11 protein-coding genes are annotated in these 14319 nt (G+C 44.3%); 2 read left to right on the top strand and 9 right to left on the bottom strand.

Annotated elements, in window-relative coordinates; translation table 11 throughout:
* Positions 1–217 precede the first annotated feature (217 nt).
* The 8 genes from sucD to sdhC all read right to left on the bottom strand — a co-directional run bounded on the left by sucD (position 218) and on the right by sdhC (position 10134).
* A complete protein-coding gene (gene sucD / locus EP13_RS09345) occupies positions 218–1090 on the bottom strand; it encodes a succinate--CoA ligase subunit alpha (protein ID WP_044057059.1) in 873 nt (290 codons plus the stop codon).
* Positions 1090–2256 carry an ADP-forming succinate--CoA ligase subunit beta gene (sucC, locus tag EP13_RS09340; protein WP_044057058.1) on the bottom strand — a complete coding sequence of 389 codons (1167 nt, stop codon included), beginning with the start codon at positions 2254–2256 and terminating at the stop codon, positions 1090–1092. The genes sucD and sucC overlap by 1 nt, the downstream gene beginning before the upstream one ends.
* 153 nt (positions 2257–2409) lie before the next feature.
* Positions 2410–3918, bottom strand: coding sequence for a 2-oxoglutarate dehydrogenase complex dihydrolipoyllysine-residue succinyltransferase (odhB, locus tag EP13_RS09335; protein WP_044057057.1), 1509 nt, complete (start codon positions 3916–3918; stop codon positions 2410–2412).
* A 9-nt stretch (positions 3919–3927) separates the two neighbouring features.
* The gene (gene sucA, locus EP13_RS09330; RefSeq protein ID WP_044057056.1) at positions 3928–6747 is read right to left on the bottom strand and encodes a 2-oxoglutarate dehydrogenase E1 component; all 2820 of its coding nucleotides are present in this window, start codon (positions 6745–6747) and stop codon (positions 3928–3930) included.
* A 172-nt stretch (positions 6748–6919) separates the two neighbouring features.
* Positions 6920–7630, bottom strand: a complete 711-nt coding sequence (locus tag EP13_RS09325; RefSeq protein WP_044057055.1) for a succinate dehydrogenase iron-sulfur subunit — start codon at positions 7628–7630, stop codon at positions 6920–6922.
* A 14-nt stretch (positions 7631–7644) separates the two neighbouring features.
* The gene (gene sdhA / locus EP13_RS09320) at positions 7645–9417 is read right to left on the bottom strand and encodes a succinate dehydrogenase flavoprotein subunit (RefSeq protein ID WP_044057054.1); all 1773 of its coding nucleotides are present in this window, start codon (positions 9415–9417) and stop codon (positions 7645–7647) included.
* 1 nt (position 9418) lies between these two features.
* On the bottom strand, positions 9419–9766 hold the full coding sequence (sdhD, locus tag EP13_RS09315) for a succinate dehydrogenase, hydrophobic membrane anchor protein (RefSeq protein WP_044057053.1): 348 nt from the start codon (positions 9764–9766) through the stop codon (positions 9419–9421).
* Positions 9760–10134 carry a succinate dehydrogenase, cytochrome b556 subunit gene (sdhC, locus tag EP13_RS09310; RefSeq protein ID WP_044057052.1) on the bottom strand — a complete coding sequence of 125 codons (375 nt, stop codon included), beginning with the start codon at positions 10132–10134 and terminating at the stop codon, positions 9760–9762. Before sdhC ends, sdhD begins: the two co-directional genes overlap by 7 nt.
* Before the next feature lie 702 nt (positions 10135–10836).
* On the opposite strand from sdhC, the gene EP13_RS09305 reads away from it, so the two are divergent.
* Entirely contained in the window at positions 10837–12114 is a 1278-nt protein-coding gene (locus EP13_RS09305) for a citrate synthase (protein WP_044057051.1), read from the top strand.
* A gap of 70 nt (positions 12115–12184) precedes the next feature.
* Positions 12185–12607, top strand: a complete 423-nt coding sequence (locus EP13_RS09300; RefSeq protein WP_044057050.1) for a DUF3429 domain-containing protein — start codon at positions 12185–12187, stop codon at positions 12605–12607.
* A gap of 75 nt (positions 12608–12682) precedes the next feature.
* On the opposite strand, the gene EP13_RS09295 is transcribed toward EP13_RS09300, so the two are convergent.
* Entirely contained in the window at positions 12683–14143 is a 1461-nt protein-coding gene (locus tag EP13_RS09295; protein ID WP_044057049.1) for a phosphohexomutase domain-containing protein, read from the bottom strand.
* Positions 14144–14319 lie beyond the last annotated feature (176 nt).

Below are 14319 nucleotides of genomic sequence, written 5' to 3'. Positions count from 1 at the left end.
CACAATTGCCTGCATACGTATTCAATAAAATTTATGCAACACTGCATTAACAAAGCGTTTGTATTTAATGAGGTAATTTAACTACATATGGCGAGAAAATGAGGCCTTACTGATCAGGATGTAGTAATTTTGTTACATCAAACCGAAGCAATAATAAATTTGAGATACAAAAAAGCCCGCTAAAAGCGGGCTTTTAAATTCATCAATAAGCGTTAGCTTACCAACCTGTAGTTTCGCGAAGCGCTTTGCCGATTTCAGCAAGTGAACGTACCGTTTTAACGCCTGCATCTTCTAGTGCTTTAAATTTCTCATCAGCAGTACCTTTACCGCCTGCGATGATTGCACCAGCATGACCCATACGCTTACCCGGAGGTGCTGTAACACCTGCGATGTAAGACACAACCGGCTTAGTGACGTTAGCTTTGATGAATTCAGCAGCTTCTTCCTCTGCGGTACCACCAATTTCACCAATCATAACGATAGCTTCAGTTTGTGGATCGTCTTGGAACAACTGAAGAATATCAATGAAGTTAGAACCTGGGATAGGATCACCACCGATACCAACACAGCTAGACTGGCCAAAACCTTCGTCAGTAGTTTGCTTAACGGCTTCGTACGTCAGCGTACCAGAGCGAGAAACAATACCTACTTTACCAGGCTTATGGATATGACCAGGCATGATACCAATCTTACACTCTCCAGGAGTAATAACACCTGGGCAGTTAGGACCAATCATGCGAACGCCTTTAGCATTTACGTATTCTTTAACGTAAAGCATATCTAGCGTAGGAATACCTTCAGTGATACAAACGATAAGCTCGATGCCAGCATCAGCAGCTTCAACAATTGAATCTTTACAGAACGCAGCTGGTACGTAGATAACCGTTGCTGTTGCGCCGGTAGCTTCTACCGCTTCACGTACTGTATTGAATACTGGAAGACCTAAGTGCTCAGTGCCGCCTTTGCCTGGTGTAACACCACCAACCATTTGCGTACCGTAAGCAATAGCTTGCTCAGAGTGGAAAGTACCTTGACCACCAGTGAAACCTTGACAGATTACTTTGGTATCTTTGTTAATTAATACAGACATTATTTGCCCTCCGCAGCAGCAACAACTTTCTCAGCTGCATCAGTTAGCGACTCAGCAGCAATGATATCTAGACCTGAGTTCGCTAGAACTTCACGGCCAAGCTCTGCGTTTGTACCTTCAAGACGTACAACAACAGGAACACTAACGCCAACTTCTTTAACTGCGCCAATGATACCTTCAGCAATCATGTCACAACGAACGATACCGCCGAAGATGTTAACTAAAACAGCTTTAACGTTGTCGTCAGATAGGATGATTTTGAATGCCTCTGCAACACGTTCTTTTGTTGCGCCACCACCAACATCTAAGAAGTTAGCTGGCTTGCCACCGTGTAGGTTTACGATGTCCATTGTACCCATTGCTAGGCCGGCACCGTTAACCATACAACCTACGTTACCGTCAAGAGCAACATAGTTAAGCTCGAACTGAGCAGCATGCGCTTCACGTTCGTCTTCTTGAGAAGGATCTTGCATTGCTTTAACTTTAGGTTGACGATACAACGCGTTGCCGTCAATAGCTAGCTTAGCATCAAGACAGTGAAGGTCACCGTCTTCTTTAATAACAAGAGGGTTAATTTCGATAAGGGCAATATCAAGATCTTCAAACATCTTAGCTAGGCCAAGGAAAATCTTGGTGAACTGCTTGATTTGAACGCCAGTAAGACCAAGTTTAAACGCCATTTCGCGTGCTTGGTAAGGCTGAGGACCTACAATTGGGTCGATTTCAGCTTTAAGGATCTTCTCTGGGGTTTCTTCTGCAACCGTTTCAATCTCTACGCCACCTTCAGTAGAAGCCATAAATACAACGCGACGGGTTGTACGGTCAACTACTGCACCAAGGTAAAGCTCGTTAGCGATATCTGTGCAAGATTCAACTAAGATTTTGCTTACAGGCTGACCATTTTCGTCAGTCTGAAACGTCACCAAATTTTTGCCGAGCCAGTTTTCAGCGAAAGCTTTAATCGCGTCTTTATCTTTAACTAGCTTAACACCGCCAGCTTTACCGCGACCGCCCGCGTGTACCTGACACTTAACTACCCACTCTTCTCCGCCAATTTTATCAGCGGCTTCTACAGCACCTTGAGCAGTGTCTGCTGCGTATCCTTCAGAAACAGGCAAACCGTATTCTTTGAATAGCTGCTTACCTTGGTATTCATGCAAATTCATGGTGTTTCTATCCGATTTTTTTTTAAGACAAAAGCCGCTTTCGCGACTTGATTAGTTTGACTGATATTATAGGGCAAATATCAGCGTTGCGTGGAACGCTAAGCTTGCCTAAACAAGCTTAGCATCTCACCACAATAACGTGAGACGAAAGCCTTACACGTCTAGCAATAGACGAGTAGGATCTTCAAGCATCTCTTTAACTGTTACCAAGAAACCGACAGATTCTTTACCGTCCACAATACGGTGGTCGTAAGAAAGCGCTAGGTACATCATTGGTAGAATTTCTACTTTTCCATTAACTGCCATTGGGCGATCTTGAATTTTATGCATTCCCAAAATTGCGCTTTGCGGCGGGTTAATGATTGGCGTAGACATAAGTGAACCAAACACACCACCGTTGGTGATAGTAAAGTTACCACCCTGTAGTTCAGCCATAGACAGCTTACCGTCACGACCTTTAAGTGCTAGTTCCTTAATTCCTTTTTCTACCCCTGCCATACCAAGCGTGTCAGTATCTTTAAGTACTGGCGTAACAAGGCCACGAGGCGTAGATACCGCGATAGAGATATCGAAGTAGTTGTGATAAACAATATCATCACCGTCAATAGACGCATTCACTTCAGGGAAACGCTTAAGCGCTTCAGTCACGGCCTTAACGTAGAAAGACATAAAGCCAAGACGAATACCATGGCGTTTCTCGAAGCTTTCTTGATACTGCTTACGAAGTTCCATAATGGGCTTCATGTTAACTTCGTTAAACGTGGTCAACATTGCCGTAGAGTTTTTCGCATCAAGTAGACGATTAGCAATGGTCTTACGAAGACGTGTCATTGGTACACGCTTTTCAGTACGGTTGCCAGTAGGAAGGTCTGCAGTAACAGCTTCAGATGCAGCAGGTGCGGCTTTCGCAGCACTGTCGCCACCTTTAAGGTATTTTTCTACGTCTTCTTTAGTAATGCGGCCGTTTTTACCCGTGCCTTTAACTTTAGATGCATCAACACCTTTTTCGGCAAGCAAACGACGTACAGAAGGGCTTAGCGCATCGCTGCTGTCATCACTCTCGTCGGCTTCAGCGGTATCAGAAGATGCTGAAGCACCGCCTGCTGCGCCTTCAACAAATTTTGCGATAACTTCTTCAGCAGTAACCGTTGCGCCTTCTTCTGCAATAATTTCAGACAATGAACCGTCAGCGGGAGCAACAACTTCTAGTACTACCTTGTCTGTTTCAATATCAACGAGATTTTGGTCACGAGACACAGCTTCACCAACAGCAACGTGCCATGTAGCAATCGTAGCATCTGCTACTGATTCTGGTAGAACCGGTACTTTTACGTCTGACGCTTTTCCTGAAGCCGCTGGTGCAGCTTCTTTGGTTTCTTCTTTTTTCGCGCTATCAGTATTAGACTTAGCGGGAGCAGCCGCGCCACCCTCTTCTAATTTAGCAATCACTTGCTCACCTAAAACTGTCGCACCCTCTTCATTTAAGATCTCACCCATTGTACCGTCCGCTGGCGCTACAACCTCTAAAACCACTTTATCAGTTTCAATATCAACCAGGTTCTGGTCTCGTTTAACTGCGTCACCGGCTTTTACGTGCCAGGTTGCAATGGAGGCATCGGCAACTGACTCAGGTAGAACCGGAACTTTTATCTCAATTGTCATTACTGTTCCTTATTTAATAGTGAGTGCGTCTTCAACCAGGGCTTTTTGTTGCTGGTTGTGAACGGAAACATAACCTACTGCAGGAGAAGAGGATGCTTCACGACCTGCATATGTTAATTTGGCACCATCTGGAATTGCTTGCCAGAAATGGTGTTGGCTACAATACCAAGCACCTTGGTTTTGGGGTTCTTCTTGACACCAAACCCAATCGGTAACGTGGCTGTATTGCGCCACAACTTTAGCGCATTCTTCTTGCGGGAATGGATAAAGCTGTTCGAGACGAATAATCGCAACGTCGGTTTGTTCGTTCTTTCGGCGTTGGTCTAACAAATCGTAATAAACCTTGCCTGAACACATAACCACGCGCTTAACATTTTTCGGGTCGATATCATCAATTTCGCCAATAACATTGTGGAATTTACCTTCCGCTAATTCTTCTAGCGAAGATACCGCAAGAGGATGACGTAACAATGACTTAGGCGACATGACGATAAGCGGTTTACGCATAGGGCGAACCACTTGACGACGAAGCATGTTGTAAACTTGAGCAGGTGTTGAGGGAACACACACTTGCCAATTGTGATCGGCACACATTTGTAAGAAACGCTCAAGACGTGCAGAGCTGTGCTCCGGCCCTTGGCCTTCATAACCGTGTGGAAGTAGAACCGTCAAGCCACACAAGCGGCCCCACTTTGCTTCACCTGAACTTAAGAATTGGTCGAAAACAACTTGAGCACCGTTCGCGAAGTCACCAAACTGTGCTTCCCAAATGGTTAAGCAAGTTGGCTCTGCCGTAGCGTAACCGTATTCAAAAGCCATTACCGCTTCTTCAGACAAAACCGAGTCGTAAATTTCAATCTCGCCCTGCCCCTCACGAATATGCTGCAATGGCATATAGGTACTAGCATCAGCTTGATTGTGAAGCACAGCATGACGATGGAAGAAAGTACCACGGCCAGAATCTTGACCGGTAATACGAATATCTTCGCCTTCATCAACCAAGGTTGCGTAGGCAAGGTTTTCCGCCATACCCCAGTCAAGTTTCTTCTCTCCGGCTACCATCGCCTTGCGGTCTTGATAGAGTTTATTAACCCGAGATTGAAGTTTATGACCTTCTGGGAAGGTAGTAATAGACGTGCCTAACTCTTTAAGTTTTTCGACACTTACTGAACCATCATAAGGCGTATCCCAGTCGTGACCTAAATACGGTGTCCAGTCTACGCTGTGTTCCGTCATTGGTCGCCACTCTTCAACCACACAAGCGCCGTGATCTAGCGCTGCACGATACTCTTCTAAGTAACGGTCAGCATCACGTTGCTCAATAATACCTTCAGCGATAAGCTGATCAGCATAAATCGCTCGTGGCACAGGGTGCTTTTTGATCTTTTGGTACATAAGCGGCTGAGTTGCGTTTGGCTCATCAGCTTCATTATGACCATGACGACGGTAGCAAACTAAATCGATAACCACGTCTTTCTTGAATTTATTTCTGTATTCAAGTGCTAATTCAGTGACGAAGGCTACTGCTTCTGGGTCGTCGGAATTCACATGAAATATAGGTGCCTGTACCATTTTTGCAATATCAGTACAGTATTGAGTAGAACGGGTATCTTCTGTTTTAGACGTGGTAAAACCAACTTGGTTATTCACCACGATACGAACCGTGCCACCAACCGCAAAACCGCGGGTTTGAGACATGTTAAACGTCTCTTGTACAACACCCTGACCAGCAATAGCAGAATCACCGTGAATGGTAATAGGTAATACAGTATTTGTGTCGTTGTCTCTTCGTACCAAACGTGCACGAACCGACCCCATCACAACAGGATTAACGATTTCTAAGTGTGATGGGTTGAACGCAAGCGCTAAATGCACATTGCCACCCGGGGTTGCAAAGTCAGACGAGAAACCTGCGTGGTACTTTACGTCACCAGCACCAAGAGAATCATCATGCTTGCCCGAGAACTCATCAAATAAAACAGAGGGGTTTTTACCAAGTACGTTAACAAGTACGTTAAGGCGACCACGGTGAGCCATACCTATAACCACTTCTTTGGTCCCCGCAGTCCCAGCCTTGGTAATTAAACCTTTCAGCATTGGGATGAGCGCATCACCACCTTCAAGAGAGAAGCGTTTTGCACCAGGGAACTTAGAACCCAGGTATTTTTCCATACCATCGGCAGCCGTTAACCCTTTTAGAATGCTAATTTTTTCTTCTTTAGCAATTTCTGGTTTGGCTTGCACTGATTCGATCTTCTGCTGTAACCAACGCTTTTGGTCGGTATCAGTAATGTGCATGTATTCTGCACCAATCGAACCGCAGTAGGTTCTATTAAGCGATTTAAACAGTTCGCCTAATGACATTGAATCTTTACCAATGGCAAACGACCCAACATTAAACACACTGTCAAAATCTTTTTCGGAAAGGCTATGGTGAGAAAGCTCTAAATCGCGAACTCGCTCTTGTTTCCATAAACCGAGTGGGTCGAGATTAGCGTGTTGATGGCCGCGGAAACGATAAGCATTAATAAGCTGTAAAACTTTTACCTGCCTGTCGTCTGATACACTTGCGCCGTCAACAGGAACACTCGACATTCTGGCTGTAGGGCCTAGCGCAGCAAGTTTCCTGAACTGATCTTTAACACTTGTATGATTGGTTTCTAACTCAACGCCTTCAACCTTAGGGAGGTTATCAAAGATTTGACGCCAAGTATCGGATACGCTTTTGGGGTCCTCCAGATACGATTCGTACAACTCCTCAACATAGGCAGCGTTGGCACCTGCCATGTGCGAGGAATCCCACCACGCTTTCATCACGCTTTCTTGCATTTAATTTGCCTTGCTACGTTTTGTAAATTCTATTAACCATCAGTGTCTATTATAAGGTTATTCTTAACATAACCAAGTGTTATACCGATGAATACAAAAAAAAATAGCCATCCCGTCCGGATGGCCATTTAGAGCATTGCTATCTGTCACACTACCGTGTCAGATTATGGTACTAAACAGCCCGTTGTAAAAGCATAGACTTAATATGTCCAATTGCTTTTGTCGGGTTCAATCCTTTCGGGCATACGCTTACACAGTTCATGATGCCGTGGCAGCGGAATACGCTGAATGCGTCATCAAGGTCGTTAAGACGTTCATCAGTGGCCGTATCTCGGCTATCAATTAAGAATCGATAAGCGTGAAGCAAACCAGCAGGACCAATGAATTTATCAGGGTTCCACCAGAAAGACGGGCACGACGTAGAACAACATGCACAAAGAATACACTCGTATAGTCCATCAAGCTTAGCACGTTCTTCAGGAGACTGAAGATGTTCTCGTGCAGGCGGCTGTTTTTGGTCGTTGATTAAGAATGGCTTAATCTTTTCGTATTGAGTGTAGAACTGTGTCATGTCTACGACAAGGTCACGTACTACAGGTAAACCCGGTAATGGACGAACCACAACCTTACCATTACCCAATGCCGATAATGGTGTGATACATGCTAGGCCGTTTTTGCCGTTCATGTTAACACCATCTGAACCACATACACCTTCACGGCAAGAACGACGGAATGAAAGCGTCGGATCCTGCTCTTTAAGTGCTAGTAGTGCGTCGAGCACCATCATGTCCTGACCTTCCTCTACTTCTAGAGTGTAGTCTTGCATGCGAGGCTTAGCGTCTACTTCTGGGTTATAACGATAAATCGAAAAAGTTTTTTGCATGATCGTTGCCTCTCTTAATATGAACGCACTTTAGGCGGGAATGCTTCCCTAAGCTTAGGCGCCATATTGACATCACGTGTGAGCATTTTATCAGTGTTCGGATCGTAAATACTGTGGCATAACCAGTTTTCATCATCACGATCTGGGAAGTCGAAGCGGCTGTGAGCGCCACGGCTTTCCGTTCTGAAGTTCGCTGCTACTGCTGTGCTGTACGCGGTTTCCATAAGGTTATCTAGTTCAAGACACTCTATACGCTGAGTGTTAAAGTCTGAACTCTTGTCGTCAAGGCGCGCATGCTTAAGACGCTCGCGAATTTCGCTAAGCTCTCTAAGCCCTTCTGCCATGGCGTCACCCTCACGGAATACTGAGAAGTTAAGCTGCATGCATTGCTGCAAGTCTTTCTTAATTTGAACAGGATCTTCGCCCTTGCCTTTCTCAGAATTTTCCCAACGATTGAAGCGCGTCATAGATGCGTCTAAGTCTGACTCAGAAGCATCACGTGTTGGTGCCATTTCTGAAAGCGTAGTACCAAGGTGTAAACCAGTCGCACGACCGAATACAACAAGGTCTAATAGAGAGTTACCACCAAGGCGGTTTGCACCATGAACAGATACACATGCAATCTCACCACAAGCGAATAAACCGTTAACAACTTTGTCATTACCGTCGGCATCAACAGTTAAGCACTGACCGTCAACGGTAGTTGGAATACCACCCATCATATAGTGACAAGTTGGAATAACCGGAATAGGTTCTTTGACTGGGTCGACGTGGGCAAACGTACGCGATAATTCAAGAATACCAGGTAAGCGTGACTCAAGTACGTCTTTACCTAAGTGATCCAGCTTAAGCTTAAGGTGAGTTCCCCATGGGCCTTCACACCCGCGACCTTCGCGGATTTCAGTCATCATTGAACGAGCAACAACGTCACGACCCGCTAAGTCTTTCGCGTTTGGCGCATAGCGCTCCATGAAGCGTTCGCCGTCTTTGTTAAGAAGGTAACCACCTTCACCACGACAACCTTCTGTTACCAATGTCCCTGCGCCAGCAATACCTGTTGGGTGGAATTGCCACATTTCCATATCTTGAACAGCAACACCAGCACGAAGTGCCATGCCCACACCGTCACCGGTATTAATGTGTGCATTAGTGGTAGACGCATAGATACGACCTGCCCCACCTGTTGCTAACACAACAGCGCGTGATTTGAAGTAAACCACTTCACCTGTCTCGATATCGATAGCAGTACAACCAACAACATCGCCATCTTGGTTTTTAACAAGGTCGAGGGCATACCACTCAGAAAATACCTTTGTTTTGTTCTTTACGTTTTGTTGGTAAAGAAGATGAAGAAGTGCATGACCTGTACGGTCAGCGGCTGCCGCAGTACGGGCGCCCTGCTCTCCACCAAAATTCTTAGACTGACCACCAAAAGGACGCTGGTAAATTTTACCGTTTTCGAAACGTGAGAAGGGTAAACCCATGTTCTCCATTTCGATAATCGCTTCTGGGCCAGTTTTACACATGTATTCAATCGCGTCTTGGTCACCGATATAATCAGAACCTTTCACGGTGTCGTACATGTGCCATTCCCAATTGTCTTCGTGTGAATTACCTAATGCGACGGTAATACCACCCTGTGCAGACACAGTATGAGAACGGGTTGGAAAAACTTTTGATAACAGTGCACATGATTTACCAGATTGCGAAATCTGTAGTGCTGCACGCATGCCTGCGCCACCAGCTCCAATTACTACTGCATCAAACTCGTGAACGGGTAAACTCATCTTACACTCCCCACAGTACAAATAGGCCGACAGCAACGTAACCAAACGCAATAAGGTTTAGAACGTATTGCAACGTTGCACGTAAACCTGACGACTTAACGTAATCAGTGAGTACCTGCCATAAGCCGATACGTACGTGAATCATAATTGCAATCAATGCTGCCAATGTGAAAACTTTCATAGCTAGGCCAGAGAATAACCCTCGCCATTCGATAAAGGTAAGGTTATCGGTGGTGATAAAGAACCACGCCATGAAAACCGAGTACGCGAAAATAATTGCTGCTGTAGTACGTAAGGATACGTAATCTTGTACACCATTACGCTTCATGCTTGCTTGGTTGGTTAGCATAGTGCAACTCCCAATACTACGGTCAGTATAATCCATAATGCGATAACTGCTTTCGCACTTAGGTTACCCGACTCTAATTCTTCCCAGTGACCTAAATCCATTACAACGTGTCTTAGGCCGCCTAGAATGTGATATGTCAGCGCTGAAGCTGTGCCAATTGCGACGAATTTTCCAAGGAAACCATTCATGATTGCTTGCACGTCCGCGAAACCTTCAGGCGAAGAAACAGAAACTGCCCATGCCCAAATAACAAAAAGTAACGCGAAGAACATTGCAACACCGGTAACACGATGGAGAATTGACGAAATAGCAGAGGGCGGAAATTTAATAGTATTGAGTTCTAAATTTACTGGTCTTTGCTTTTTCACAATGTATGCCTGTTTAATCCGTAGGGATATTGAATTACCCACCTTATTATGTCCTGTGTAGGTGAATTCGTTTATTACCTGTTAATTGCCTCATCCAATGAGTTGTTAACAATTTGTGAATTATTCTTTAATGCCGCTAACAGAATAAATATTCTGTTTTTGAGCACCGCTGAGTATATCCAGCACAGTATATAATTACAATTTTTTGTGGTGCTGTAAGACTTTAGTCTTTTTTCACACAAATTTCATAAGCACTGTAAATTGCGTGTATCCGTTTACGCCTAAAGACGGATATGAACCGCTTTATTTACAAGGCACTAGAGTTTATCAGTACTAAAGTAGAATAACACTAGTTCAGTGGTTGAAATTAAGGTGTTTTAATGTGAACGGTGACAATTCAGCCGTTTATTGACCAAATATTCGACTAAGGTGTTAATTAAATTAGCAAACGGTGGTTTACCTTTTGTGAAAAGACCGTGATAATTAGCCCGATTGGAATAAGTGCGTTCTCCATTAAATACAATTTAGTATTCTTTTCGTAGTGATAATAAGCTACCGTAATCTAGAATATTTATTGCGCATATATGCAATTAAATTGACTTAATGGTGCATAATAAAGTACAAATACGCCACTTTTCCCAACGAGACGAGCATTTTCGTTCGTTTTCGCTGCAAACAGAACCATTCTGAGGAGAGCATTATATGGCAGATCAGAAAGCCATTCTTAAGGCCGGCGGTAAGGAAATCGAGCTTCCTATCTTGTCGGGCACCGAAGGACAAGATGTGATCGATGTCCGTTCACTAGGACAACACGGTTATTTTACCTACGACCCTGGTTTTATGGCGACAGGATCTTGCGAGTCAGCTATTACTTACATTGACGGCTCTGCGGGTGTATTGCTACACCGTGGTTTCCCAATTGAAGAACTAGCGCGCGATGCAGACTACCTTGAAGTTTGTCATATGCTTCTACACGGCGATGCGCCGTCGAAAGAAGAATATGAAGAATTCAAAGACACTATTACTCGTCACACTATGGTGCATGAACAAATTAATATGTTCTTCCATGGTTTCCGTAACGACGCTCACCCTATGGCGATGTTATGTGGAACAGTGGGTGCAATGTCATCGTTCTACCACAGTGATTTAGACGTTTCTAATGAAGAACAGCGTATTCGTAGTGCACATCGCTTAATTGCGAAAATGCCTACCCTTGTTGCTATGTGTTACAAGTACAACATCGGCCAGCCGTTTGTTTACCCACGTAACGATTTAAGCTATGCAGCAAACTTCCTAAACATGATGTTCTCTGTACCCGCAGAAGAATTTCAAATTAGCCCAGCGGTTGAACGTGCGATGGATCGTATCTTTACGCTTCATGCTGATCACGAGCAAAATGCATCAACGTCTACCGTTCGTTTGGCTGGTTCTTCAGGTGCTAACCCTTATGCATGTATTGCTGCGGGTGTTGCATCACTATGGGGCCCTGCTCATGGTGGCGCAAACGAAGCATGTTTAAACATGCTTGAAGAGATTGGCACTGTAGATCGTATTCCAGAGTTTATTGCTCGTGCTAAAGACAAGTCTGATCCATTCCGATTGATGGGCTTTGGTCACCGTGTATACAAAAACCACGATCCGCGCGCGACAGTAATGCGTGAAAGCTGTCACGAAGTATTAAGCGAACTTAATGTTAAAGATCCATTGCTTGAAGTTGCAATGGAACTTGAAAAAATTGCATTAAATGACCCGTACTTCGCTGAGAAGAAATTGTTCCCTAATGTAGATTTCTACTCAGGTATTGTGCTTAAAGCGATTGGTATTCCTACCAATATGTTTACGTGTATATTCGCACTGTCTCGTACAGTAGGTTGGATTTCACACTGGCATGAAATGATGAGCGACCCTAAACAAAAAATTGGTCGTCCTCGTCAGCTTTATACCGGCCACAATCAGCGTAAATATACACCGATCAAATAGTATTGAACGGTTTTCGCAAACCTTCGTAAAAATAGCGCCTGTTGGCGCTATTTTTTATTAGGAGTCACCCATGCCCTATTCTGCCGTTTTTCTTGGTATAGCAGGCTTAATCCCTTTCCTTTTCTTACCTTTGTCTTATGTTTTTAACTGGCTATCACTAACCCAAAGTGCACTGTACTTCATTCAGTACTCTGCGGTGCTATTGTCTTTTTTTGGGGGTGTTCATTGGTGGGACGCCATAAAAGAGCAAGCGTTCAATAAGCAAATGTATATCGCCATGCTTCCGACTATTGTGGGATGGTTATGTTTAGTGTTTAGCCACCGGGTTGAAGTGTTAGGCGTTCTTTCTTTATGCTACGTAGGCGTTTTAGTTTATGACAAATTCACCCTATCACTGCCTAAGTCGTACATTGTTGACTACATTAGCTTACGCATTGCATTAACCACTGTGGTGGTTTTATGTCACGCATGGATGATTTTTATTGTGACGTAGGTAATGAATTAAATTATTCATAAAAAAAGCGCTCCTAATGAGCGCTTTTTGACATTTGCTTAACCAAATAGGTAATTATTCAGCCCGTATTGCCGCCAACAATTCTTCTGTTTTCTCTTCCATTAATGCGATATCCCCTCTGCTTTCAACGTTCAAGCGAATCACCGGCTCGGTGTTAGACTTGCGTAAATTAAAGCGCCAATTACCAAACTCCAGCCCTAAACCATCGGTAGTATCTACCACAGAAGCTTGAGGTTTATAGGTATTGGTCACACGCTCTAACGCCGCATCTGCGTCTTTCAGCTTACTGTTGATTTCTCCTGAAGAAGGAAACGCTTCTATACGCGCTTTAACCATGCTAGCCAGGGACTGTTGCTTAACACTGACTAGTTCAGCAATCAGCAGCCATGGGATCATGCCTGAGTCGCAGTATGCAAAATCGCGGAAATAATGGTGGGCACTCATTTCTCCGCCATACACCGCGTCTTCTTTACGCATACGTTCTTTAATAAACGCGTGACCGGTTTTAGATTTTATAGGGGTTCCGCCAGCATTTTCTACAATGTCTTCGGTGTTCCAGTAAACCCGTGGGTCATAAATAATTTTGCTGTTTTTGTCTTTAGCGATAAAGGCCGCCGCAAGTAAGCCTACAATGTAGTAGCCTTCAATAAACTGTCCATCGGCGTCGAATAAGAAACAACGATCGAAATCGCCATCCCATGCAATACCAAAATCTGCGCTATGGGCTTTTACTGCATCTGCGGTATCGGCTCTGTTTTCTGGTAATAAAGGGTTAGGGATACCATTTGGGAAAGTGCCATCTGCTTCGTGGTGCACTTTAATAAAGGTAATAGGAATGTTTCTACTCGCTAATTCTGACTCAATGGCATCCAGTGCATTTCCTGCTGCGCCATTGCCTGCATTAACCACAATTTTTAGCGGTTTGAAGTTATCTAAGTTAACGTAAGAAAGCATGTGCTCCACATAGGCCTCCATGCAGGAGTCTTCTACGTAACTACCCGATTCTATTAGCAGGTCTTTTTTCACATGCGCGGTTCCGTTGAAAAACGCATCTGCATCAATTGGCTGTTGCTGAGTATAGTGGGCTAAGCGCGTTGTTACCCTATGGTCATCTAGCAGCTCTGCTTTTTCTTTAATTGCATTCAGCCCCGTATCACCACTGATGGGGATAGAGCCCGCCTTCACTAGCTTCATACCATTGTAGTTAATTGGGTTATGACTGGCAGTAACTTCAATTCCACCATCTACGCCAAGGTGCTTGGTTGCAAAATAAATTTCTTCCGTACCCGCCATACCAATATCAGTCACGTTTGCACCTGCATCAATAAGGCCTGCGGTTAGCGCTAACTTTAGAGGCGTTGAGGTTAAACGAACGTCGCTTCCTACTACAACGGTTCTTGCACTTAATTCTTGTGCAAATGCATAGCCAATTCGATAGGCGACTTCTTCGTTTAGTTGGCTGTTTAACTCGCCACGAATATCATAGGCTTTAAAGCATGTGATGGATTTTGTCATTATTTAAGGTCTCTGTTCCCTGCAAACGTGCAAATATCGAAAATTGGGATAATTAACTTCCCATTTAAATTCCTCCAACCAATGGTAATCAAGGCCTTCATCAGGTGCAATGCCTGAACACATATAATCTGAAATTGTGTGTGTTTCAGGCCATTTATTCGTCAGTCAATAGGCTA

Origin of the sequence: Alteromonas australica (assembly GCF_000730385.1) — a bacterium.
GTDB lineage: Bacteria > Pseudomonadota > Gammaproteobacteria > Enterobacterales > Alteromonadaceae > Alteromonas > Alteromonas australica.
Note: the sequence above shows the minus strand (reverse complement) of the source record. Positions and strands in the feature narration are given on the sequence as shown.